This window comes from Leucobacter massiliensis (assembly GCF_002982315.1).
Classification (GTDB): Bacteria; Actinomycetota; Actinomycetes; order Actinomycetales; family Microbacteriaceae; genus Leucobacter; species Leucobacter massiliensis.
Genome location: NZ_MWZD01000013.1, coordinates 120,218 through 143,083, shown reverse-complemented (window position 1 = coordinate 143,083; position 22,866 = coordinate 120,218). Strand labels below are relative to the sequence as shown.

The window sequence follows — 22,866 nt, the reverse complement described above, 5'->3', positions numbered from 1 at the left end:
GCTCGACCCCCTCAATCCTACTGGCAGGGCCCGGCCCGCGGGCGGGGATTGACGGGTAGGATGGAGGGTGATGTCCACGCAGATCCCCACCCAGTCCACGGCGTCGCCGAGCGCGGAGCGCCGCGGCTTCGGCCGAACCCTGAAGAACTATGTGGCGCTCACGAAGCCGAGGGTGATGGAGCTGCTGCTCGTGGTCACGGTGCCGGCGATGATCCTCGCCCAGGGCGGTCTGCCGAACCCCCTGCTGGTGCTCGCGACGCTCCTGGGCGGCGCGATGAGCGCCGGGTCCGCCGGAGCCTTCAACTGCTACCTCGACCGCGACATGGACCGCAAGATGAAGCGGACGAAGAACCGTCCGCTCGTGACCGGCGAGATCTCCGACCGCAACGCCCTCGTCTTCGCATGGGTGCTCGGCGTCGTCTCGGTCGGCTGGCTGCTGCTCACCACGAACTGGCTCGCCGCGGCGCTCTCGGCCGCCGCCATCTTCTTCTACGTCGTCATCTACACGCTCCTGCTCAAGCGCCACAGCGAGCAGAACATCATCTGGGGCGGGATCGCGGGCTGCTTCCCGGTGTTGATCGGCTGGGCCGCGGTGACGGGCGATCTCGACTGGCCGGCGTGGATCTTCTTCCTCATCATCTTCCTGTGGACCCCGGCGCACTACTGGCCGCTTTCCATGCGCTACCGCGAGGACTATGCGGCGGCGGGGGTGCCGATGCTCGGCGTGGTGCGGGGCCGCACGACCGTGGGCCTGCAGGTGATCCTCTACACCTGGGCGACCGTGGTCTCGAGCCTGCTGCTCATCCCGGCGGCCGGCATCGGGTGGCTCTACACGGTGGTCGCCCTGCTCTCCGGCGGGTACTTCATCCTGCAGGCGCACCGGCTGTACGGGAGCGCGATCCGCGGCCAGGAGGGGAAGCCGATGCAGGTCTTCCACGGCTCGATCACGTACCTCTCGGTGATCTCGCTCGCCATCGCGATCGACCCGCTGCTGCCCTTCTAGCCACTTCCTCTTTTCCTTTCCCTTCCTCCCCTCCGACTCCGCTCCCGCCGAGCGGGGAACAAGCCTCGATGCGACAGCGGCGGCGTGATGCCGTCCCAAAGCTCGCCGTTCAGAGGAGAGAAGCGCAGCCCGGACAGTGCGCGGATGCTGCGTGGTTCTCCGCTCGACGAGGGGGAAACCACGCAGCGGGGAAAGGGGAGGGGAAGCGGATAAGCAGGGGAGGGGATCAGGAGGCGAGCGCGGCGGGGCGCTTGAGGCGGAGCACCACCACCGTCATGGTCGCCGCCGTGAGAGAGGCGAGCACCATGTGCACGCCCACGGCGACGGGCGGAAGCCCGTTGCGCGCCTGATAGACGCCGACGAGGATCTGCACCACCAGCACCGCCAGCAGCGCGAGCGACCACCGCATCGGCCGGAGACGCCGCGCCACCGACCAGGCCACGAGCACCAGCGTCAGCGTCAGCGCCGCATAGCCCGGCCAGGCGTGCACGTGGCTGAGCAGCTCGGCGTCGAAGCCGTCCCGCACGATTGCGGCGTCGCCCGAGTGCGGGCCCGCGCCCGTGGTGAGGACGCCGAAGACCACCGTGATCGCCATCACGAAGGTGGTGATGTGGGTGGTGATCGCGAAGCCCTTCGGGACGGCGCGCTCGCGGGGAAGCGGCGGCTCGTACATCCGCACCAGGAAGGCCGCGGTGACGCAGACCAGCACGAGCGAGGCGACGTAGTGGAAGCCCACGAGGTTCGCATTGAGGTGGAACCACACCACGAAGGCGCCGACGAGCGCCTGGGCGACCACGAGGCCCAGCACCACGGCCGAGATCGCGCGCAGATCGCGGCGTCCCGTCCGGGACCGCAGCCGCCAGCTGAGCACGAACACCGCGATCGCCGCGAGCAGCAGCGGCCCGGAGATGGTCCGGTTCGTGAACTCGATGACGCCGTGGATGCCGAGCTCAGGCGTGGGCACGAGCGAGCCGGGCGTGCAGACCGGCCAGTCCGAGCAGCCGAGGCCCGAACCCGTGAGCCGCACGGTTCCGCCCGTAGCGATAATCGCGACGTTCAGCACGAAGGAGATCCAGGCCGTGATGCGCAGCGCGCGCGGCGGGCCCGCCCAACGCTCGCGCGGTTCGGCGGGAGACTGGGCGGCCCCGGCAGGGGTGGTCGCAGCGGACAACGGCTCTCCTCTCGGCGGCTGCCCACTCGCGCCCGGGGGTGCGCCCCTCCCGTTTTCCACGGGAAGCTGTAGAATGGGAAGCTGTGGTTGCGTGCGGCGAAACCGGAACACGGTGCGCGGCACCGGATCGAGCGGTTTCGTTCCAAAGCCCAGAATACTGCACCGCTGCAGGGCCGAGACTGTGTGCCCGAAACGGTGCTCCCGCGCGCGCGGGGATGCCCGGAGATGATGAAGAATTGAGGGGGGATCATGCCTGAGGTATTGATCGACCGACCCGAGCTCGAAGGCTTGGGGCAGTATGAGTTCGGCTGGCACGACAGCGACACCGCCGGCGCCGCAGCTCAGCGGGGCCTGAACGAGCAGGTCGTGCGGAACATCTCCGCCCTGAAGAACGAGCCGGAGTGGATGCTCCAGCGGCGGCTGAAGGCGCTGCAGATCTTCGATCGCAAGCCGATGCCCTCGTGGGGGGCCGATCTCTCCGAGATCGACTTCGACAACATCAAGTACTTCGTGCGCTCCACGGAGAAGCAGGCGACCACCTGGGAGGACCTGCCCGAGGAGATCAAGGACACCTACGAGAAGCTCGGGATCCCCGAGGCCGAGCGTCAGCGCCTGGTCGCCGGCGTTGCGGCGCAGTACGAGTCCGAGGTCGTGTACCACCAGATCCGCGAGGATCTGGAGCAGCAGGGCGTGCTCTTCCTCGACACGGACACGGCCCTGCGCGAGCACCCCGAGATCTTCGAGCAGTACTTCGGCACCGTCATCCCCTCCGGCGACAACAAGTTCGCTGCGCTGAACACCGCGGTGTGGTCGGGCGGCTCCTTCGTGTACGTGCCGAAGGGCGTGCACGTGGAGATCCCGCTGCAGGCCTACTTCCGGATCAACACGGAGAACATGGGCCAGTTCGAGCGGACGCTCATCATCGCGGACGAGGGCAGCTACGTCCACTACATCGAGGGCTGCACGGCACCCATCTACAAGTCCGACTCGCTGCACTCCGCGGTCGTCGAGATCATCGTGAAGAAGAATGCGCGCGTGCGCTACACGACGATCCAGAACTGGTCGACCAACGTCTACAACCTGGTGACGAAGCGCGCCGTGGCCGAGGAGGGCGCCACCATGGAGTGGGTCGACGGCAACATCGGCTCGAAGGTCACCATGAAGTACCCGTCGATCTACCTGACCGGTGAGCACGCGAAGGGCGAGACGCTGTCCGTCGCCTTCGCCGGCCCCGGCCAGCACCAGGACGCGGGGGCGAAGATGATCCACCTCGCACCCCACACGAAGTCCTCGATCCTCTCGAAGTCGATCGCGCGCGGCGGCGGACGCACCGGCTACCGCGGCGAGGTGCGCGTGGAGGCGAACGCCCACCACGCCGCGAACTCGGTGGTGTGCGACGCGCTCCTCGTGGACACGATCTCGCGCAGCGACACCTATCCGGCGATCGACATCCGCACGGACGACGCCGAGCTCGGCCACGAGGCGACGGTCTCGCGGGTGAGCGAGGAGCAGCTCTTCTACCTCATGAGCCGTGGCCTCGCCGAGGAGGAGGCGATGGCGATGATCGTGCGCGGCTTCATCGAGCCGATCGCGCGGGAACTGCCCATGGAGTACGCGCTCGAACTCAACAAGCTCATCGAGATGGGCATGGAAGGATCCGTCGGATAATGACCGAAGCTGTAGCCGAGAAGCAGACCGCCCAGCACGGCCTGGTGGCGCACTCCGACGGCGACTGGGCGAACCGCGTGCCCGTGCAGACCCGTTCCGAGCGGCCGAAGTCCACGAACGTCGCCGACTTCGCGCCGGTCACCGGCCGCGAGGCGGTGTGGAAGTACACCCCGGTGGCGAAGCTCGACGCGCTCCTGAACGGCGAACTCGACGGCGGGCGTCTTCCCGTGTCGGTGGGCGAGGCGCCGGGGGTGAGCTCCGAGTGGATCGCCCGCGACGATGCCCGCATCGGCCGCGCCGGCATTCCGGAGGAGCGCGCCGCAGCAGCAGCGTGGAGCGCCTTCTCCGAGGCGCATCTGCTGCGCGTCGCCTCCGAGGAGAAGGTGACGGCGGTCGTGTCGCGATCCGGGCTCGACGCGAGCCCGCGGGCCGCGCACACGGTGATCGAGGCGGCGCCCCACAGCGAAGCGCTCATCATCCTCGAGAACTCGGGGAGCGCACAGCTCTCCGAGAACGTCGAGATCGTCGTCGGCGACGGGGCGAAGCTCACCGTCGTCAGCGTGCAGCAGTGGGCGGACGACGCCATCCACCTCGCCAGCCATTATGCGACGGTGGGCCGGGACGCCTCGCTCGTCCACATCGTCGTCTCGCTGGGCGGCGGTGTCGTGCGCCTCAACCCCTCCATCCACCTCGATCACGAGGGCGCCAACGGCGAGGCGCTCGGCGCCTACTTCGCCGACGCCGGGCAGCACCTGGAGCACCAGGTCTACCTCGACCACGACGCACCGCACACGCGCAGCCGCGTCACCTACAAGGGTGCGCTGCAGGGGGAGGGCGCCCACACGGTGTGGATCGGCGACGTGCTGATCCGCAATAGCGCGACCGGCACCGACAGCTACGAGCAGAACCGGAACCTCGTGCTCAGCGAGGGCACGCGGGCGGACTCGATCCCCAACCTCGAAATCGAGACGGGCGACATCGCGGGCGCGGGCCACGCCTCCGCCACGGGGCGCTTCGACGACGAGCACATCTTCTATCTGCGCAGCCGCGGCATCTCCGAGGAGGAGGCCCGCAAGCTCGTGGTGCGGGGCTTCCTGCTGGAGGTCATCGCACAGATCGGCGACCCCGCCACCGAGGAGCGTCTGCAGGCCGCCGTCGAGGCGGAGCTCGGGGAGTCGCCCACGGCACTCGGGGGAGCGTGAGTGGCGCGACAGAGAGTGCTCGCGGTGAGCGAGCTGGTGCAGGATCAGGCGACCCGCGTGGTCGTCGAGGACGTGCCCATCGCCGTGGTGCTGGACGGCCAGGGCGAGGTCCACGCGATCGGCGACACCTGCAGCCACGGGCAGATCAGCCTGTCCGAGGGCTTCGTCGAGGGTGACACCCTCGAGTGCTGGGCGCACGGCTCGGCATTCTCGCTGCGCACCGGCGTTCCCCAGAATCTTCCGGCCTACGAGCCGGTCCCCGTGTACGTCGTCGAGATCGAAGACGGCGACGTGTACATCGACCCCAACGTTACGAAAGAGATTTAGACCATGAACTCCGTTCTGGAAATCAAGGACCTGCACGTCAGCGTCGAGACCGAGCAGGGGGAGAAGCAGATCCTCAAGGGCGTCGACCTCACGATCAAGCAGGGCGAGACCCACGCGATCATGGGCCCGAACGGTTCGGGCAAGTCGACCCTCGCCTACGCGATCGCGGGACACCCGCGCTACGAGGTCACCGGCGGCTCGATCCTGCTCGACGGCGAAGAGGTGCTCGAGATGGAGGTGGACGAGCGCGCGCAGGCCGGGCTGTTCCTCGCCATGCAGTACCCGGTCGAGATCCCCGGCGTGACGAACGCCAACTTCCTCCGCACCGCGAAGACCGCGATCGACGGGGAGGCCCCGGCGATCCGCACGTGGATGAAGGACGTGAAGGAGGCCATGGGCAATCTGCGCATGGACGAGTCCTTCGCCTCGCGCAACGTCAACGAGGGCTTCTCGGGCGGCGAGAAGAAGCGCAACGAGATCCTGCAGCTGGAACTGCTGAAGCCCCGGTTCGCCGTGCTCGACGAGACCGACTCCGGTCTCGACGTCGATGCGCTGAAGATCGTCTCGGAGGGCGTGAACCGCGCGAAGGAGGCCACGGGCCTCGGTGTGCTGCTCATCACCCACTACACGCGCATCCTGCGGTACATCAAGCCCGATTTCGTGCACGTCTTCGTCGATGGCAAGGTCGCCGAGGAGGGCGGGCCGGAACTCGCCGAGCGTCTCGAGGAGGAGGGCTACGACCGCTTCCTCACCGGCGCCTCGGCCTGAACCCGGCACTCGGATAGGTTGGATTCCATGAGCGACGAAGCAGCGGCCGTCCCGCAGTCGATCGATCCCGAGTTCCGCGAGCAGGCGTTCGAGGCGCTGAAGAACGTCTCCGACCCTGAGCTCGGCGTGAACATCGTCGACCTGGGCCTGATCTACGATCTCGCCTTCGACGAGGAGCATGACGCGCTCGTGATCAGCATGACGCTGACGAGCGCCGGCTGCCCGCTGACGGACGTCATCGAGAACGACATCGCCGAGGCGCTCGACGGGCTCGTCACGGCCTTCCGCATCAACTGGGTGTGGATGCCGCCGTGGACCCCCGAGCGCATCACCGACGACGGCCGCGACATGATGAGAGCATTGGGATTCGCGATATGACGCGGATCGAAGAGCGCAGGCGAGCAGCTGCGGGACGGCGGTGGGCGCCGAGGTGAGCGCAAGCGCAGGAACGGCACCGCTCGGCGGCCGGGGAGTGGGATCCCAGGATCCCGCGCCCCGGCCGTCGAATCCGCTGCGCTCTCCCGACGATCCTCGCCTGAGCAGGATCGCCGGGCCGAGCGCGCTCGTCATCTTCGGCGTCACCGGGGATCTGTCGACGAAGAAGCTGATGCCGGCGGTCTACGACCTCGCGAACCGCGGCCTGCTGCCCCCGGGGTTCGCGCTGGTGGGCTTCGCCCGCCGCGACTGGCAGGATCGGGACTTCGCGGAGATCGTGCACGACGCGGTCCGCAAGCACGCGCGCACGCCGTTCCGCGAGGAGATCTGGCAGCAGCTCGCGGAGGGCATCCGCTTCGTGCAGGGCCAGTTCGACGACCCGGGCGCCTACGCGCGGCTGCGGGAGACCGTCGAGACGCTCGATCGCGAGCGCGGCACGATGGGCAACCACGCCTTCTACCTGTCGATCCCTCCCGCCGCCTTCCCCGAGGTCGCGGCGCACCTGTCGAACTCCGGCCTCGTCGAGCAGGAGCGGGACGATCAGCGCTGGCGGCGGGTGATCATCGAGAAGCCCTTCGGGCACGACCTGGCCTCGGCGCGAGAGCTCAACCGGGTGCTCGAGTCCGCGTTCCCCGCCGACTCCATCTTCCGCATCGACCACTATCTCGGCAAGGAGACGGTGCAGAACATTCTGGCGCTGCGCTTCGCCAACGCGATGTACGAGCCGATCTGGAACCGCAACTACGTCGACCACGTGCAGATCACGATGGCCGAGGACATCGGCGTCGGCGGCCGCGCCGGGTATTACGACGGGGTCGGAGCGGCGCGCGACGTCATCCAGAACCACCTGCTGCAGCTGCTCGCGCTCACCGCCATGGAGCAGCCGATCAGCCTGAGCGCGCGGCACCTGCGCGCCGAGAAGGAGAAGGTGCTGGAGGCGGTGTCGCTGCCCGAGGACCTCGCGACGGCGACCGCCCGCGGGCAGTATGCCGCGGGCTGGCAGGGCGGTGAGCTGGTGCGCGGATTCCTGGGCGAGGCGGGGATGAACCCCGAGTCGAGGACCGAGACCTACGCGGCGATGAAGCTGCACGTGAACACCCGCCGGTGGACCGGTGTGCCCTTCTACCTGCGCACCGGAAAGCGGCTGGGCCGGCGGGTCACCGAGATCGCGGTCGTCTTCAAGCAGGAACCCGGGGACCTCTTCGGCCGGGCGCAGCGCACTGAGCAGGGCTCGAATGCGCTGGTGATCCGCGTGCAACCCGATGAGGGCATCACGATCCGCTTCGGCGCGAAGGTGCCGGGGAGCGGTACGCGCGTCCGTGACGTGACGATGGACTTCGGCTACGGCCACGCCTTCACGGAGGCCAGCCCTGAGGCCTACGAGCGCCTCATCCTCGACGTGCTGCTCGGCGACGCACCGCTGTTCCCGCGTCAGGCCGAGGTGGAGCTGTCGTGGCGGATCCTCGACCCCGTGGAACGATTCTGGGCAGGCCTGGACGGGCCGGTGGAGCAGTACGCTCCGGGTTCGTGGGGCCCCGCCTCGGCCGACGAGATGCTGGCCCGCGACGGGCGGAGCTGGAGGCGACCGTGATCGAGAACCTTCCGGACACCACCGTCAGCGCGGTGTCGCGACGGCTGCTGTCGATGCGGCAGGAGGCCGGCGTCTCCGCTCTCGGGCACGTGCTCACCCTCGTGATCAGTGCCGAGGGGTCCCTGGACGAGTCGGTGATCGAGGCCGCGAACCACGCGTCGAGCGAGCATCCGATGCGCGTGATCGTGCTGATCACCCGCCCCGAGGCTGAGCCGCGCCTCGACGCGGAGATTCGCGTGGGCGCCGACGCGGGCGCGAGCGATGTGATCGTGCTGCGCGCCGGGGGAGCGGTGGCGAGCGGCGTCGAGGGCCTCGTGACCGGACTGCTGCTTCCGGATGCCCCGGTCGCGGTGTGGTGGCCGGCCTCGGCCCCGGATCGCCCCGGCGCCGATCCGCTCGGCCGGATCGGACAGCGACGCATCACCGACGCGGCCGCGGTGGGCGGTGCGGGCTGGGAGACGCGGATCGCGGGCTACACTCCCGGGGACACGGATCTCGCGTGGACGCGGCTGACACGCTGGCGCGAGTATCTCGCGGCAATCCTCGATCAGCCTCCGCACGAGACGGTCACCGCCGTCGAGGTGATCGGCTCCGAGGCCTCGCCGTCCACGGAGTTGCTGGCCGCCTGGCTCGAGCTCGCACTCGAGGTGCCGACCTCCTGCACCCTGCTCGACCGCTCGCTCCACGCGGAGGGGCTGCACTCGGTGCGGCTCGTCCGGGCTGGCGGGGACGCGGTGCTCGAACGGCTGTCGCCCACTCGCGCCGAGCTGCGGCAGCCGGGCCAGCCGACCCACGAGATCGTGCTGCCGCGGCGCACCCTCAGCGAGTGCCTCGCCGAAGAACTGCGCGGCCTGCACGAGGACGTGATGTACGGACGGGTGCTCGCCCAGCTCGCGCGCACCCGCAACACGAACCAGAGCTGACACCATGAACGAAGGAGCCGGTGTGACCACAGGCACAGCGAATATCGGGGTCGTCGGCCTCGCCGTGATGGGCGCGAATCTCGCCCGTAATCTCGCCAGCCGCGAGGGCAACACGGTGGCGGTGTACAATCGCAGCCCCGAGCGCACTCGCACGCTGCTCGCCGAGCACCCCGAGGCCGGCTTCGTCCCGGCGTACTCGGTCGAGGAGTTCGCGGCGAGCCTCGCCCGCCCGCGCACCGCGATCATCATGGTGCAGGCTGGCGCCGCCACCGACGCCATGATCGACGCCCTGGTCGAGGTCTTCGAGCCCGGCGACATCATCGTGGACGGGGGCAACGCCTACTTCCCGGACACGATCCGCCGCGAGCGCGCGGTCCGGGAGACTGGCATCAACTTCGTGGGCGCCGGGATCTCCGGCGGCGAGGAGGGCGCGCTGAAGGGCCCGAGCATCATGCCGGGCGGATCCGATGAAGCCTGGCAGACGCTCGGCCCCATCCTGCGCTCGATCGCCGCGGTCGCGGAGGGGGAGCCCTGCGTCACCCACATCGGCCACGACGGGGCCGGCCACTTCGTGAAGATGGTGCACAACGGCATCGAGTACGCCGATATGCAGCTCATCGCCGAGGCCTACGACCTCATCCGGCGCGGCACGGGCATGTCTCCCGCCGAGATCGCGGAGGTGTTCGCCGAGTGGAACCGCGGCGAGCTGGAGTCGTACCTCATCGAGATCACCGCGGAGGTGCTCCGCCAGGAGGACGCCGCAAGCGGGGGGCCGCTCGTCGACGTCATCCTGGATCAGGCGGGCGCGAAGGGCACCGGCGCCTGGACCGTGCAGACGGCGCTCTCCCTGGGTGTGCCCGCCTCCGGCATCGCCGAGGCGACCTTCGCGCGCTCGCTCTCCTCGCACCCCGAGCAGCGGGCCGCCGCGGCTGGGCTGCCGGGCCCGGCGGTTGCCCCCGCGCTCGCAGACCCCGCCGCCTTCATCGAGGACGTGCGGCAGGCGCTCTACGCCTCGAAGATCGTCGCCTACTCGCAGGGCTTCGACGTGATCCGCGCGGGCGCCGCCGAGCACGGCTGGAGCATCGACCTCGGTGCGGTCTCGCGAATCTGGCGCGCCGGCTGCATCATCCGCGCGCAGTTCCTGAACCGGATCGCCGAGGCCTACGCGGCCGAGCCTGGGCTGCCGCTGCTGCTCTCCGCGCCCTACTTCGCCGAGGCGCTGGGCCGCGGCCAGGCCGCCTGGCGGCGGGTGGTGGCGCACGCGACCGGCGCCGGCATCCCCGCGCCCGCCTTCGCCTCCTCCCTGGCCTACTACGACGGGCTGCGTGCCGAACGACTGCCGGCAGCTCTGGTGCAGGGTCAGCGGGACTTCTTCGGCGCTCACAGCTACCGGCGCGTGGATCGCCCGGGCAGCTTCCACACCCTGTGGTCGGGGGACCGCAGCGAGGTGGAGGTCTAGGGCGTGCCGAGCACTCCCAGGCCCCGGCTGGCTCGATTCGCGGACCTCGCTGCGCTCAGCGAGGCGGTCGCGGAGGAGACGATCGCACTGTGCCGTTCGCGCCAGGCCGAGGGCGCGGTCCCGTGCCTCGTGCTGACCGGCGGCAGCGGGGGAGCAGCGGTGCTCGCCGCCCTCGCGGCTCACCCGGAGCTGCGCACGGTCGACTGGCGGCGCGTGCGCCTGCTCTGGGGCGATGAGCGCTGGGTGCCCGCCGGTCATCCCGAGCGCAACGACCGCCTCGCCGACGAGACGCTGCTCGCAGCCGTCGCGCACGATCCCGCGCTCGTGCATCGCGTGCCCGCCAGCGACAGCGGCCTCGACCTCGACGGTGCCGCGGCCGCCTACGCGGAGCTCGTCGACGGGCTCGAGCGCATCGACCTGGTGCTCAGCGGCGTGGGCCCCGACGGGCACGTCGCCTCGATATTCCCCGGCCGGGACGATCTGCTGTCCGCAACGGCCTCCGCGATCCCCGTACGCGACTCGCCCAAGCCGCCGCCCGAGCGGGTTTCGCTCACTCTCCCCGCGCTGAACCGCGCCGAGCGCTCCTGGCTGCTCGCGGCGGGGGCCGCGAAGGCGGAAGCCGTCGCCGGGATCGTCGCACCCGGCCCGGAGACGCTGCCCGCGGCTCGGCTGGCGGGATCCGCGGAGACGACGCTGTGGGCCGACGAGGCCGCCCTCGGCGCGCAGTGAGATGCGGGCGGGTAGACTAGCGAGGTTGTCCACCCACCGCCGCGCGCCGCGCGTCACGAGCAAGGAGCCCCGCACCCGATGATCACCGTCGAAGACCTCGCGATCGACGTGGGCGCACGCCGCCTCATGGAGGGCGTGACGTTCCGGGTCAACCCGGGCGACAAGATCGGGCTCGTGGGTCGCAACGGCGCCGGCAAGACCACCCTCACCCGCACCCTGTCGGGCGAGCTGCAGCCCGCCGAGGGCAGCATCTCGATCACGGGTGAGCTCGGCTTCCTGCCGCAGGATCCGCGCAGCGGAGACCCGGAGCAGATCGCCCGCCACCGCATCCTCGACGCACGCGGCCTCGGGACGCTCACGAAGAGCATCGCGAAGGCCACCGAGGACATGGCCTCCGACGACCCCGCCGTCGCCGAGAAGGCCATGAAGCGCTTCGGCAACCTCACCGACCGCTTCCACGCGCTCGGCGGCTACGCCGCCGAGTCGGAGGCCGCCTCCATCTCGCACAACCTCGGCCTGCCCGACCGCATCCTCGATCAGCCGCTGAAGACGCTCTCCGGCGGTCAGCGCCGCCGCATCGAGCTCGCTCGCATTCTGTTCTCGGACGCGGACACGATGATCCTCGACGAGCCCACCAACCACCTCGATGCCGACTCGATCGTGTGGCTGCGCGAGTTCCTCAAGGGCTACAAGGGCGGTGTCATCGTCATCTCCCACGACATCGAGCTCGTCGGCGAAACCGTCAACCGGGTATTCTACCTCGATGCGAACCGCCAGGTCATCGACATCTACAACATGAACTGGAAGCTCTACCTGCGTCAGCGCGCCGCCGACGAGGAGCGCCGCCGCAAGGAGCGGGCGAACATCGAGAAGAAGGCTTCGGCACTGAAGGACCAGGCGGCCAAGTTCGGTGCGAAGGCCACGAAGGCCGCCGCCGCGCACCAGATGGTCGCCCGCGCCGAGAAGATGCTCGCGGGCCTCGAAGACGAGCGCCAGGTCGATCGCGTCGCGAAACTGCGCTTCCCCGACCCCGCGCCCTGCGGCAAGACCCCGCTCATGGCGAAAGGCCTCTCGAAGTCCTACGGTTCGCTGGAGATCTTCGCGGGGGTCGACCTCGCCATCGACCGCGGATCGAAGGTCGTGGTGCTGGGTCTGAACGGCGCCGGCAAGACGACGCTGCTGCGGCTGCTGGCCCAGGTGGACGAGCCGGACACGGGCGAGATCGTCGCGGGGCACGGCCTGAAAGTCGGCTACTACGCGCAGGAGCACGAAACGCTCGACGTGCAGGCGAGCGTGCTGCAGAACATGGTCTCGGTTTCGCAGCACCTCACCGAGACCGAGGCGCGCCGGGTGCTGGGCTCGTTCCTCTTCACCGGCGACGATGTCCACAAGCCGGCCGGGGTGCTGTCCGGCGGCGAGAAGACGCGGCTCGCGCTCGCCATGCTCGTCGTGTCCAGCGCGAACGTGCTGCTGCTCGACGAGCCCACCAACAACCTCGACCCCGCCAGCCGCGAGGAGATCCTCGACGCCCTCGCCCACTTCACGGGCGCGGTGGTGCTCGTCTCCCACGACCAGGGCGCCGTCGAGGCGCTCAACCCCGAGCGCGTGCTCATCATGCCGGAGGCCACCGAGGACCACTGGTCGAAGGACTACCTGGAGCTCATCGAGCTGGCCTAGCCGGGTCGCGTTCCCCGCTCCGATCCTCCGTCGCACGCGACGGCGGATCGAGGCGCGTGATCGCGAAGGCCGCACCGTCCTGCTGCATCCCGTTCGAGTAGTACTCGACGTGAGGCTCCTCATCGAGGTCGAGGCTTGCCTGGCAGACGAAGTCGCCGGCCACGCAGTAGTCGCGCAGCCGCTCGGCGTAGGCGTCCAGGCTGCCCGGCGGCCGCGGCAGGATGCCGTTCAGCTCCGGATCGAAGTCGCCGACGCCGGTCGGTTCGCCCCCCACGAAACGGGGGTCGCCGTAGAGCACGACCGCGAGCACCCGCTCGGCCGCCTCGGGCGTCAGCTCTCCGACCCGCTGCCCGACGAGCCGCACATCGGGCGCCGCGAGCACATCGCCCACGACGAGCGCGCCCTGCGAGTAGCCGAGCAGCACGAAGCGCTGATCCGGGCAGCTCTCTGCCTGCACGTTCAGGGTGTCGACGAGGGTTCTCGCGCCGACCGTGCCGCCCTCCTTCACATCGGTGTCGGCGGCGTAGTCGAGGTCGAGACGCAGCACCTCATCGGGCCGCGCCTCGGAGATGGCGCGCGCGACCGGGTCGAGCAGCTGCCCGCGCGACGGCTCGCCCGTCCCCCTTGCCGTGACCACGAGATAGGGAAGGCACTCGAGCGGCTCCACGATGGGCTCCGGGTGCGCCTCGGCGTCGTACTCCTCGGCCGCCTCCGGCTCGGCGGGATCCTGGGTCACCTCCGAGAGGGACTCGCGCGCCTCGGAGGGGTCGATCGTCGGCGCGCACGCCGCGAGCGGCAGCAGGAGCGCGGCAAGCAGCAGCACCGCTGGTGTCCTACGCATCGATCAGCGCATCCTCTTCCTCGGCGTCACTCGGACCGCGCCGGCGACGGCGCTCCGCAATGCGCCGATCCTGCTCGCGCACGGCGGCACTGCCCGCGTTGAGGCCACGGTACTCGCGGCGCGCCGCGTAGGCCACGCCGATGCCGGCGATCACGATGAAGACGTACCACTGCAGCGCGTAGGAGAGGTGGGGCCCCTCGTCGCGCTCCGGCTTCGCGGGCAGCACTCCGTGCTCGCCCGGGGGGTCCTCCGAGACGAGCATGCCGTAGGCGCCCGTGTAGGCCTCGCCCGCGACGCCCAGCATCCGAGCCAGCTCCGGCAGCTCGATGCTCGCGACCGTCCGGCCCTCCGTCGTACGCCCCGGGATCGCGGGCTCAGAGGCCCGCAGCCGCACCACCACGCTCACGGGGCCGTCCGGCGGAGCCGGGAGGGCGCTCGCGTCGAACTCGTCTCCTTCAGCGGCGCTCCCGTCCACCGGCACCCAGCCGCGGTCGACGAAGAACACCCCGCCGTCGCTCGTGCGGAGGGCCTGGATGAGGTTCGAGCCCACACCCTGCGGCCCCGGCCGATTCCGTGCCAGGGCGGGCTCACCGAAGTACTCGCCCTCGACCACGAGCTGCCGCCACTTCTGGGCGTCCTCGTCGAAGGCGTCGCGCCGCGGCAGCTCCTCCGAGAGCGGAGCGGGCGCCGCGTCGTAGTTCGCGTCGATCCGGGCGATCTCGGCCCGCGCCTCGGCTCGCCGCTCGAACTGCCAGTTGCCCAGGAGCACGCAGGCGATCGAGAAGACCAGCAGCATCGCGAAGTAGCCGATCCAGCGCGGTGAGCGCAGGAACGACCAGCCGACGCGGGCGGGCTCCCCGCCGGAACGCGGATCACGCACGGCCACGGAGATCCTCCACCCCACGCACCTCCAACGGAAAATCACGGGCGGCCAGGAACGCGCGCAGCGTCTCACGGTGCTCCGCGCAGGCGAGCCAGGTCTTCCGGCGCTCCGGACCGTGGATTCTCGGATTTCGCCACAGGATCGCCCAGACCGCCGCCTCCCGGCACGCGGCCCGAGAGCACTCGAACGGCTGCTCCGTCGCTCCGCCGAGCGCGCCCAGCGGCGTTCCGGCTCCCGCGCCCGTCACGAAGACCCCTCCGCCGGCGGGTGCTCCCGCGGCGCCGCACGGCGCTCCGGATCCACCTCCATGACGATCAGCGAGCGAGCCGGATCCTCGGCCTCGTCGCGCGGGGCGGGGGAGCCTTCGAGCTCCGCCGGAGCGGGGGCCTCCGGGGCCTCGCCGCCGTTGTGCGCGACCGCATTGCCCACCATCACCGCGAACCAGGGCAGGATCACCGCGCCGGCCGCGGCGAGCAGCACCCACCATCCGCGCACCCAGAACAGCGAAGCGACGCACACGACGCGCAGGCTCATCGCGATGAAATACATGCGCATGCGGTGCGCGCGATCGTCGGCCGGGTTCACCCCAGCCGAGGTCACACTGTAGCTCTTCGCCATTCGCCTCTTCTCCGGTCCCGACCAGCCTACGCCCGTCTGGCTGGACCTTCGCCTCGCGCGCGGGCGCGTCCAGCGCATCCGCGGGCAGCGGTCGCCTAAGGTTGATCGCAGCCGTTTCGTCGGAAGGACCTACATGACCACCTCGCGCACCGTACTCGTCACCGGAGGCAACCGCGGCATCGGCCGCGCGATCGCCGAGCGCATGATCGCGGACGGCCACCGAGTGGCGGTCACCGCCCGCTCCGGCGAAGGCCCCGAGGGCGCGCTCACCGTGCGGGCCGAGATGACGGACGCGGCCTCCATCGACGCCGCCTTCACCGAGATCGAGGCCCAGCTCGGGCCGGTGGAGGTCGTCGTCGCGAACGCGGGCATCACCCGCGACACCTTGCTGCTGCGGATGACGGAGGAGGAGTTCACCTCCGTCATCGACACGAACCTCACCGGCACCTTCCGGGTCGTGAAGCGCGCCGCGAAGGGGCTCCTCAAGGGACGCTTCGGCCGCGTGATCCTCATCTCATCCGTCGTCGGCCTCTACGGCTCACCCGGCCAGATCAACTACTCCTCCTCGAAGGCGGCGCTCGTCGGCTTCGCTCGATCGCTCACCCGGGAACTCGGCGGGCGCGGCATCACCGCGAACGTCATCGCACCCGGCTTCATCGAGACCGACATGACGGCGGCGCTGCCCGAAGAGCAGCAGCGCCAGTACCTCTCCTCGATCCCCGCGAACCGCTTCGGGCAGGTCGCCGAGATCGCCGGCGCCGCCTCCTTCCTCGCCGGGGACGACGCCGCCTACATCTCAGGCGCGGTCATTCCCGTCGACGGGGGACTGGGCATGGGTCACTGAGCGCGTTGCGCTCAGCGACCCTCTGAATGCCCAATACCCGAGGCCGGGGCGGCCTCGGCGCACGCGCCGCGCGACGCGATGCGTCGCCTTGAGCGGCGGAGCGGGGATGGGTCACTGAGCGCGTTGCGCTCAGCGACCCTCTGAATGCCCAATACCCGAGGCCGGGGCGGCCTCGGCGCACGCGCCGCGCGACGCGATGCGTCGCCTTGAGCGGCGGAGCGGGGATGGGTCACTGAGCGCGTTGAGTAGCGACCACGCTCGCGTGAGTCTGCTCAGCAGCTGAGAAGAGTATCGCCGAGCGCTCCGTTAGGCATACCCTGGGGTCATGAGCACTCACGAGCACCCTCGGTCACTCACCCGCGTCGTCGTCGACGCCCAGCACCTCGCCGACCTCTACCGGGCGCCGGAGATCCTCCGGGTCGTCAATGTGTGGGACGCGGCCAGCGCGCGAGTCGTCGCCGAGCTGCCCGGCACCCGGGCCATCGCCACCGCGGGGCACGGGATCGCGGCCTCCTTCGGCTACCCGGACGGCGAGCACATCCCGCTCGAGCGGATGCTGATGAGCGTCGAGCGCATCGCCGCCGTCACCCAGCTGCCCGTCACCGCCGATCTCGACGCGGGCTTCGGCGACTCCGGCGAGGCCGTGCGCAGGGCCATCGGCGTCGGCGTGAGCGGTGCGAACATCGAGGACCGGCTGCGCCCGCTCGCCGAGTCCGTGGAGGTGATGCGTGCCGCCGTCGAGGCCGGACGCGCAGAAGGCGTCGCCTTCGTGCTCAACGCCCGCACCGACGCCCTGGTGCGCGGCGGCGACCGCCCCCGGGACGAGTCGATCGCCGACGCCATCGAGCGCGGCCGCGCCTACCTCGAGGTGGGTGCCGAGTGCATCTTCGTGCCGGGTGTGCTCAACGCCGATGAGACGCGCCGCCTCGTCGAGGGGATCGGCGAGCGGAAGGTCAGCGTCATCGGGCTGCCCGGCGCGCTCACCGCAGCCGAGTACGAGGCGCTCGGCGTCGCCCGCATCTCCTACGGTCCCATGCCGCAGAACGTCGCCCTCACGGCGCTCAAGCGTCTCGGCGGCTCACTGCTCGCCGACGGGGTCATCCCCGAGGACACCGAGATCCTCAACAACTTCTGAGCCGCACGGCGCCGGACCGCACGCGGGCCCGGTGCCGCCTCACCGCAGGCGGTCGAGGTGCGGGATGACGAGTGCGAGATCCTCCTCGATGGAGATGTCCGCGGCCTCCCGCACCACCGGCTTGGCGTTGAAGGCGACCGAGACGGCCGCCGCCGCCATCATCCGCAGGTCGTTCGCCCCGTCGCCGATCGCCATGGTCGCGCTCGGCGGCACGCCCGCCTCGTCCGCCCACTCCCGCAGCGCATCCGCCTTCGCCTCCGCGTCGATCACCGGTCCGACGGTCCTGCCGGTGAGCTTCCCGCCCGCGAGCTCCAGCCGGTTCGCGCGCCAGCGATCGACCCGCAGATCCGCCGCGAGCGGATCCAGCACCTCGTGGAAGCCCCCGGACACCACGGCCACGATCCCGTGCCGCTCGTGCACCGCGTCGATGAGCTCCCGGATGCCCGTGCTGGGTCGCACGCGCCGGTACACCTGCTCGAACACGGACTCGGGCGTCCCGGCGAGCGTGGCGACTCGCTCGCGCAGGCTCTCGGCGAAGTCGAGCTCACCGCGCATGGCGCGCTCCGTCACCTCGGCGACGAGCTCGCGACTGCCCGCGGCGTCGGCGAGGAGCTCGATCACCTCGTCCTTGATCGTGGTCGAGTCGCAGTCGAGCACGACGAGCAGGCGGGCGGGATCGGCGGGGGAGTGACTCATGGCGTCAAGCCTATGGCGTGCCGACGGCACCGCGTGCGGACGGACACTAGGCTGGTGGGCATGGTCAATGTGCTGCGATTCTCGGATGTCACCTATGTGCGCAACGGCCGGCTCATCCTCGACGGCGTCGACTGGTCGGTGGAGGACTCGGAGCGGTGGGTGATCCTCGGCCCGAACGGCGCGGGGAAGACGACGCTCATGAAGCTCGCGACCGCGAATGACTATCCGACGAGTGGCACGGTGGACGTGCTCGAGAAGCGCCTCGGCAAGGTCGACGTGTTCGAGCTGCGCAATCGGATCGGTTTCGTCTCCTCGGCGACGGGACGCCGGATCCCCGCGGCGGAGCTCGTGCGGGACCTGGTGCTCACCGCGGCCTACTCGGTCGAGGGCAGGTGGAACGAGAGCTACGACGAGGTCGACGTCCGGCAGGCGGAGCGGATCCTCGCCGAGTGGGACCTCGCCGACTTCGCGGAGCATCGCTACGGCACGCTGAGCGACGGGGAGCGCAAGCGCGCGCTGATCGCTCGGGCGGTGATGACCGATCCCGAGCTGCTGCTCCTCGATGAGCCGAGCGCGAGTCTCGACCTCGGTGCCCGTGAACGTCTGCTGCAGATGCTCTCTGGCTTCGCGCGGTCGCCGTATTCCCCGGCGATGATCATGGTGACCCACCATGTCGAGGAGGTGCCGCCGGGCTTCACCCACGTGCTCATGCTGCGCGAGGGCCGGGTCCAGGCCGCGGGCCCGATCCGCGAGACGCTCACCTCCGAGAACCTCGAGGCGACCTTCGGGATGCCGTTCGAGCTCAGCGAGCACGACGGACGCTACGCGGCGGTGGCGCGACCGGAGCCCGCGCAGGGCTGAGAGGCTGGGGGAGCGGCGCGTCGTCTCGCGCAGCGCACCGCTCGGTCTGGTAGAGTGGGTCGCTGGTGCGACTCCGTCGCAATCTCCCAAGACCTCGCGGTGTGCTGCTACACACCCACTCCAAGGCAAGCGAAGGAACACTCATGAAGACCGACATCCACCCCGAGTACAACGCAATCGTCTTCCGCGACCTGGCCTCGGGCGAGACGTTCCTCACCCGTTCCACGCTCACCAGCGAGAAGACCATCGAGCTTGACGGCGAGACCTACCCGGTCATCGACGTGGAGATCTCCAGCGCCTCGCACCCGTTCTACACGGGCAAGCAGCGCATCATGGACTCGGCGGGCCGCGTCGAGAAGTTCAACCAGCGCTTCAAGGGCTTCGGCGCCTGAGCAGCGCACGACGAGGAAGGGCGGGGGCCGTGTGCCCCCGCCCTTCCTCGTTTCCGGACGCGATGCGGACGCTTCCCGGGGCCCGCCTCGCTCAGAATCGGCGAATCGGCCACGATCCGTCCGCGACGAAGGACGGGTCGCGCACCCGCCGCATGTAGTCCTGGAAACTCGCGGCCTGCGATGCGGCCCACGCGACCTGCGCACTGTGCAGCTCGTCGAGCTCCTCGGGGATGACGTCGGCGTACTTCCGGGCGATGCACTGGAGCACGCGGCCCGCGGCGATCGCGTCGTCGCCGGCGTCGTGCGCGTTGCCGATCTCGACGCCGTAGTGCGCGGCGACCGCCTCGAGCGTGCGCTTGCCCTTCCGATAGCGGTCGAGCTGCTTGTCCAGCACCAGCGGATCGATGACGGGGGAGAGCTCGGCGGGGAGCGTGACCCCGTGCCGCGCCGCCTCCGCCGCGAGCAGGGTGAGATCGTAAGGGGCGTTGTAGGCGACGATCGGGAAGCCGCGCTCGATCATCTCGCGCAAGCGGTCGACGATCTGCTGCACGCCGACGGCGGCCGCGATGCCGCTCGCGCGAGCGATGTCCGTGGAGACACCGTGCACCTGCACGGCCGCGGCCGGTATCTCGACACCGGGATCGAGCAGCCAGTCGTAGCGCTCAGCCACTTCGCCGCCGGCGCCGATGAGCGCGACGGTGGCGCTCACGATGCGGGCGCGGCTCGTGTCGACGCCGGTCGTCTCGGTGTCGAAGACGGCGAGGTCGGAGGCCCAGAGGGGGAGTTGCGCGGTCACGGCGCTCCTTTCGTCTGCGTCGATGCTATCGAGTGCGCGCAACCGGGTGCGCCGTCGGACGAGGCGGACGCAGCTCCCGCCCAGTCCGCTTCGCTACGATCTCCGGGTGACCTCAGCCGCCTCGACCATCCGTGAGCCCGCGCCGGGCGCAGTCCCGACGCTCGGCGCGGACACGCGGTACTGGTGCTACGGCGCTGACGAGGGGCCCGCCCTGATCCTCGTGCACGGCTTCCGGGGCGACCACCACGGCCTGGAGGGCATCGCCCGAGGGCTCGCCGAAGGCCTGCCGGAACTCCGGATCCTGGTGCCCGATCTGCCGGGCTTCGGCGCGAGCCCGGCGATCCCCGGCCGCGTGCACTCGATCGAGCTCTACGGCGAGTGGTTGCGCGCCTTCGCAGCCGAAACGGCGCCCGGGGGCTTCGCCGTGCTCGGGCACTCCTTCGGCTCACTGGTGGTGGGCGCGGCGATCGCGGGCGGACTCGCACCCGAGCGCCTCATCCTCGTCAATCCGATCTCCGCGCCCGCGCTCGCCGGCCCGAAGGCGGCGCTCACGCGGCTCGCGGTGGGCTATTACCGGGCAGCGGAACTGCTTCCCGAGGGGGCGGCGCGCGCCCTGCTCGGCAACCCGGTGATCGTGCGCGTGATGAGCGAGGTCATGGCGAAGACCCGTGATCCGGAGCTGCGGAACTGGATCCACGCGCAGCACGCGGCCTACTTCAGCCGTTTCTCGGACCCGTCGACGCTGCTCCAGGCCTTCCGCGCCTCCGTCTCGCACACGGTCTCCGAGTTCGCGCCCGCGTTCACGATGCCGACCCTGTTGATCGCGGGAGAGCGGGACGACATCACGCCGCTCGCGCGCCAGCTGGAGCTGCAGCGGCGCGTTCCCGCCGCGCTGTTGCGGATCGTCCCGGGCACGGGCCACCTCGTGCACTACGAAGCGGTGGCCGACGCGGTCGCCTTCGCGCGCGAGTTCCTCACTTCGCCGCGGGCGGGAGTGCTCCGCGAAGCCGGCACGGGGGAGCGGGGCGTCGCGGATCGCGACCCGGGGGAGCAAGAAGCGGGCGGATCCGGGCTCGCGGGACCGGGCCGGGGTGCCGCGTGAGGGTGCAGCGGATCTCGGATCTCGATGCGCCGGCGCTCGCGGACTACACGAGTCTCACGGATGTCGCGCTGCGGCGGGTGCGCGAGCCGGCGGAGGGACTGTACCTCGCCGAGTCGCCGAAGGTGATCGAGCGGGCACTCGGCGCCGGCCACCGGCCGCGCTCCGTGCTGCTGCTGGAGGAGTGGCTGCCGCGCGTCGAGCCGCTGCTCGCCGCGTTTCCCGAGGTGCCCGTCTACATCGGCGAGCCCGCGCAGCTCGAAGCGCTCACGGGCTTTCATCTGCACCGTGGCGCGCTCGCCTCGATGCACCGGCCGGAACCGCTCGACCCGGTCGCGCTGCTGCGCGCCTCGCGCCGGGTCGTCGTGCTCGAGGACCTCGCCGACCACACGAACGTCGGGGCGATCTTCCGCAGCGTGGCGGCGCTGGGCGCCGACGCAGTGCTGCTGTCGCCGGCGTGCGCGGATCCGCTCTACCGGCGGGCCGTGCGCGTGAGCATGGGAGCGGTGCTGCAGGTGCCGTGGGCACGGCTGCCCGACTGGCGTGAGGCGGGGCCGATGTTCCGCTCCGAGGGATATGAGCTGACGGCGTTCGCACTGCGCGACGACGCCGAGGATCTCGCGGATTTCGTGCACGAGCTGCCCGAGCGGCTGGCGCTGGTGTTCGGCACCGAGGGCGCCGGGCTCAGCCGGCGTGCGCTCGCCTCGGCCGCACGCTCCGTCGTGATCCCGATGGAGCACGGCGTGGACTCCCTGAACGTGGCGACCGCCGCGGCCGTCGCCCTGTGGGCCGTGCGCTCTGCGGACGGGGCGCCGAGACGCGCCGCGGCGGAGCTGGACGCGGCCGTGCGGCCCCGGACCGGCGCTGCCGGCTCGCCGGCGCAGGGGAGCGGGGCGTGAGCCGCCTCGGCGGGAGGGGCCGCGCACTCGGCTTCGTGCTGCTGTGGGCGGCGATCGGCGTCGGATCCTACGTGCTCGGGGTGCGCAATCCGCTGGGCCAGCGCGCGGAGGACACGGCACTCGACGCGGCGGACTTCACTTTCAGCCCGCCGCCGCCGCTGAATCTGGTGTCGGTGCCCACGGTGGCGGTCGCGCTGCTGATCGTCGGGGGGATCGCGTTCTTCGCGCACGGCATCCGGAGGGCGGCGGTCGTGACCCTGGTCCCCGCGCTCACGATCGTCGCTTCGCAGCTGCTCAAGCAGCAGTTGCTCACCCGGCCCCAGCTCTTCGAACTGGACCTGCCCAATACCTTTCCCAGCGGCCACATGACGGTGTTCGCGGCGCTCACCGGAGCGCTCATCTGGGCGGTGCCTGCGCGGATCCGCGGCATCGTCACGCTCGGCGGGGCAGCGCTGCTGGGCGCGGCGGGCTGGCAGCTGCTCGCCTTCGGCTGGCACCGGCCCAGCGACGTCTTCGGAGGTCTCGCCCTGGCCGCGCTCGCCTTCTCGCTGGCCTGCCTGATCCGGCCGGCGACGGTGCGCGGCACGCCGTTCCTCGCACGCACGGTGTCGATCGGCCTGCTCGTGGTGACCGGCGCGGTGGCCGCGGCGGCGCTCGTGCTCGTCGGGCTGGCCGTGTTGCAGGAGAACGCGGCGCTCATGCTGAGCGCCGGCGAGTTCGGCGGCGTATCGCTCGCGGCGCTCGCGGCGCGCACGCTGTTCCTCCTGTGCTCCGCCAGATCGTGAACTCCGCCGGGCGCCGAGCACTCGGGCTTCCAGGTGTGCCGGCGCCGCCCGTGTGCCGGCGCCG

The 22,866-nt window shown here is 70.7% G+C and carries 25 protein-coding genes; 18 read left to right on the top strand and 7 right to left on the bottom strand.

Annotated features, from left to right (window positions below; all coding sequences use genetic code 11):
• The first annotated feature begins 70 nt into the window (after positions 1–70).
• On the top strand, positions 71–1,003 hold the full coding sequence (locus B4915_RS02850; protein WP_105804331.1) for a heme o synthase: 933 nt from the start codon (positions 71–73) through the stop codon (positions 1,001–1,003).
• Between the two features lie 226 nt (positions 1,004–1,229).
• Here B4915_RS02850 and B4915_RS02845 read toward each other — a convergent pair whose 3' ends face one another.
• Entirely contained in the window at positions 1,230–2,174 is a 945-nt protein-coding gene (locus tag B4915_RS02845) for a COX15/CtaA family protein (RefSeq protein ID WP_245907316.1), read from the bottom strand.
• Positions 2,175–2,423: 249 nt separating this feature from the next.
• Between B4915_RS02845 and sufB the strand changes: the two genes are divergently transcribed.
• The 10 genes from sufB to B4915_RS02795 all read left to right on the top strand — a co-directional run bounded on the left by sufB (position 2,424) and on the right by B4915_RS02795 (position 12,953).
• On the top strand, positions 2,424–3,842 hold the full coding sequence (gene sufB, locus B4915_RS02840; RefSeq protein ID WP_105804330.1) for a Fe-S cluster assembly protein SufB: 1,419 nt from the start codon (positions 2,424–2,426) through the stop codon (positions 3,840–3,842).
• On the top strand, positions 3,842–5,044 hold the full coding sequence (gene sufD, locus B4915_RS02835; protein WP_105804329.1) for a Fe-S cluster assembly protein SufD: 1,203 nt from the start codon (positions 3,842–3,844) through the stop codon (positions 5,042–5,044). The genes sufB and sufD overlap by 1 nt, the downstream gene beginning before the upstream one ends.
• Complete coding sequence (locus B4915_RS02830) at positions 5,045–5,371, top strand: non-heme iron oxygenase ferredoxin subunit (RefSeq protein ID WP_105804328.1); 327 nt, start codon at positions 5,045–5,047, stop codon at positions 5,369–5,371.
• A 3-nt stretch (positions 5,372–5,374) separates the two neighbouring features.
• Positions 5,375–6,139 (top strand): Fe-S cluster assembly ATPase SufC, encoded by a 765-nt coding sequence (sufC, locus tag B4915_RS02825; protein WP_105804327.1) that lies wholly within the window; start codon positions 5,375–5,377, stop codon positions 6,137–6,139.
• A 27-nt stretch (positions 6,140–6,166) separates the two neighbouring features.
• On the top strand, positions 6,167–6,517 hold the full coding sequence (locus B4915_RS02820; RefSeq protein ID WP_245907315.1) for a metal-sulfur cluster assembly factor: 351 nt from the start codon (positions 6,167–6,169) through the stop codon (positions 6,515–6,517).
• Between the two features lie 94 nt (positions 6,518–6,611).
• On the top strand, positions 6,612–8,165 hold the full coding sequence (gene zwf, locus B4915_RS02815; RefSeq protein ID WP_105804326.1) for a glucose-6-phosphate dehydrogenase: 1,554 nt from the start codon (positions 6,612–6,614) through the stop codon (positions 8,163–8,165).
• Entirely contained in the window at positions 8,162–9,088 is a 927-nt protein-coding gene (locus tag B4915_RS02810; RefSeq protein WP_105804325.1) for a glucose-6-phosphate dehydrogenase assembly protein OpcA, read from the top strand. Before zwf ends, B4915_RS02810 begins: the two co-directional genes overlap by 4 nt.
• 4 nt (positions 9,089–9,092) lie before the next feature.
• Positions 9,093–10,547 (top strand): NADP-dependent phosphogluconate dehydrogenase, encoded by a 1,455-nt coding sequence (gndA, locus tag B4915_RS02805; RefSeq protein WP_105804324.1) that lies wholly within the window; start codon positions 9,093–9,095, stop codon positions 10,545–10,547.
• A 3-nt stretch (positions 10,548–10,550) separates the two neighbouring features.
• The gene (gene pgl / locus B4915_RS02800; RefSeq protein WP_245907314.1) at positions 10,551–11,276 is read left to right on the top strand and encodes a 6-phosphogluconolactonase; all 726 of its coding nucleotides are present in this window, start codon (positions 10,551–10,553) and stop codon (positions 11,274–11,276) included.
• A 78-nt stretch (positions 11,277–11,354) separates the two neighbouring features.
• Complete coding sequence (locus B4915_RS02795; protein WP_105804323.1) at positions 11,355–12,953, top strand: ABC-F family ATP-binding cassette domain-containing protein; 1,599 nt, start codon at positions 11,355–11,357, stop codon at positions 12,951–12,953.
• On the opposite strand, the gene B4915_RS02790 is transcribed toward B4915_RS02795, so the two are convergent.
• From B4915_RS02790 to B4915_RS02775, 4 genes are read right to left on the bottom strand one after another with little or no spacing between them, the layout of a single operon-like run.
• Positions 12,937–13,794: a cutinase family protein gene (locus tag B4915_RS02790; RefSeq protein ID WP_105804322.1), complete on the bottom strand. Its 858-nt coding sequence runs from the start codon at positions 13,792–13,794 to the stop codon at positions 12,937–12,939. The two genes, B4915_RS02795 and B4915_RS02790, sit on opposite strands and share 17 nt — an antisense overlap.
• Positions 13,787–14,680 (bottom strand): SURF1 family cytochrome oxidase biogenesis protein, encoded by an 894-nt coding sequence (locus B4915_RS02785; RefSeq protein WP_245907313.1) that lies wholly within the window; start codon positions 14,678–14,680, stop codon positions 13,787–13,789. The genes B4915_RS02790 and B4915_RS02785 overlap by 8 nt, the downstream gene beginning before the upstream one ends.
• A complete protein-coding gene (locus B4915_RS14860; RefSeq protein ID WP_105804581.1) occupies positions 14,667–14,897 on the bottom strand; it encodes a hypothetical protein in 231 nt (76 codons plus the stop codon). Before B4915_RS14860 ends, B4915_RS02785 begins: the two co-directional genes overlap by 14 nt.
• Before the next feature lie 23 nt (positions 14,898–14,920).
• Positions 14,921–15,295: a DUF3099 domain-containing protein gene (locus tag B4915_RS02775; protein ID WP_105804321.1), complete on the bottom strand. Its 375-nt coding sequence runs from the start codon at positions 15,293–15,295 to the stop codon at positions 14,921–14,923.
• A 133-nt stretch (positions 15,296–15,428) separates the two neighbouring features.
• Between B4915_RS02775 and fabG the strand changes: the two genes are divergently transcribed.
• Complete coding sequence (gene fabG / locus B4915_RS02770; protein WP_105804320.1) at positions 15,429–16,139, top strand: 3-oxoacyl-ACP reductase FabG; 711 nt, start codon at positions 15,429–15,431, stop codon at positions 16,137–16,139.
• A gap of 325 nt (positions 16,140–16,464) precedes the next feature.
• Complete coding sequence (locus tag B4915_RS02765; protein WP_105804319.1) at positions 16,465–17,274, top strand: isocitrate lyase/PEP mutase family protein; 810 nt, start codon at positions 16,465–16,467, stop codon at positions 17,272–17,274.
• Positions 17,275–17,313: 39 nt separating this feature from the next.
• On the opposite strand, the gene serB is transcribed toward B4915_RS02765, so the two are convergent.
• A complete protein-coding gene (gene serB, locus B4915_RS02760; RefSeq protein WP_105804318.1) occupies positions 17,314–17,970 on the bottom strand; it encodes a phosphoserine phosphatase SerB in 657 nt (218 codons plus the stop codon).
• Positions 17,971–18,030: 60 nt separating this feature from the next.
• Here serB and B4915_RS02755 point away from each other — a divergent pair, with 60 nt between their 5' ends.
• Positions 18,031–18,831 carry an ABC transporter ATP-binding protein gene (locus B4915_RS02755; RefSeq protein ID WP_105804317.1) on the top strand — a complete coding sequence of 267 codons (801 nt, stop codon included), beginning with the start codon at positions 18,031–18,033 and terminating at the stop codon, positions 18,829–18,831.
• Between the two features lie 143 nt (positions 18,832–18,974).
• Entirely contained in the window at positions 18,975–19,223 is a 249-nt protein-coding gene (locus tag B4915_RS02750; RefSeq protein WP_053384078.1) for a type B 50S ribosomal protein L31, read from the top strand.
• 91 nt (positions 19,224–19,314) lie between these two features.
• Here the strand turns inward: B4915_RS02750 and B4915_RS02745 are convergent, their stop codons facing one another.
• Positions 19,315–20,019, bottom strand: a complete 705-nt coding sequence (locus B4915_RS02745) for an exonuclease domain-containing protein (RefSeq protein WP_105804316.1) — start codon at positions 20,017–20,019, stop codon at positions 19,315–19,317.
• 106 nt (positions 20,020–20,125) lie between these two features.
• On the opposite strand from B4915_RS02745, the gene B4915_RS02740 reads away from it, so the two are divergent.
• The 3 genes from B4915_RS02740 to B4915_RS02730 are packed head-to-tail and all read left to right on the top strand — an operon-like array spanning position 20,126 to position 22,802.
• Positions 20,126–21,121, top strand: coding sequence for an alpha/beta fold hydrolase (locus tag B4915_RS02740; RefSeq protein WP_245907312.1), 996 nt, complete (start codon positions 20,126–20,128; stop codon positions 21,119–21,121).
• On the top strand, positions 21,118–22,017 hold the full coding sequence (locus tag B4915_RS02735) for a TrmH family RNA methyltransferase (RefSeq protein WP_105804314.1): 900 nt from the start codon (positions 21,118–21,120) through the stop codon (positions 22,015–22,017). Before B4915_RS02740 ends, B4915_RS02735 begins: the two co-directional genes overlap by 4 nt.
• Complete coding sequence (locus B4915_RS02730; RefSeq protein WP_105804313.1) at positions 22,014–22,802, top strand: phosphatase PAP2 family protein; 789 nt, start codon at positions 22,014–22,016, stop codon at positions 22,800–22,802. Before B4915_RS02735 ends, B4915_RS02730 begins: the two co-directional genes overlap by 4 nt.
• Positions 22,803–22,866 lie beyond the last annotated feature (64 nt).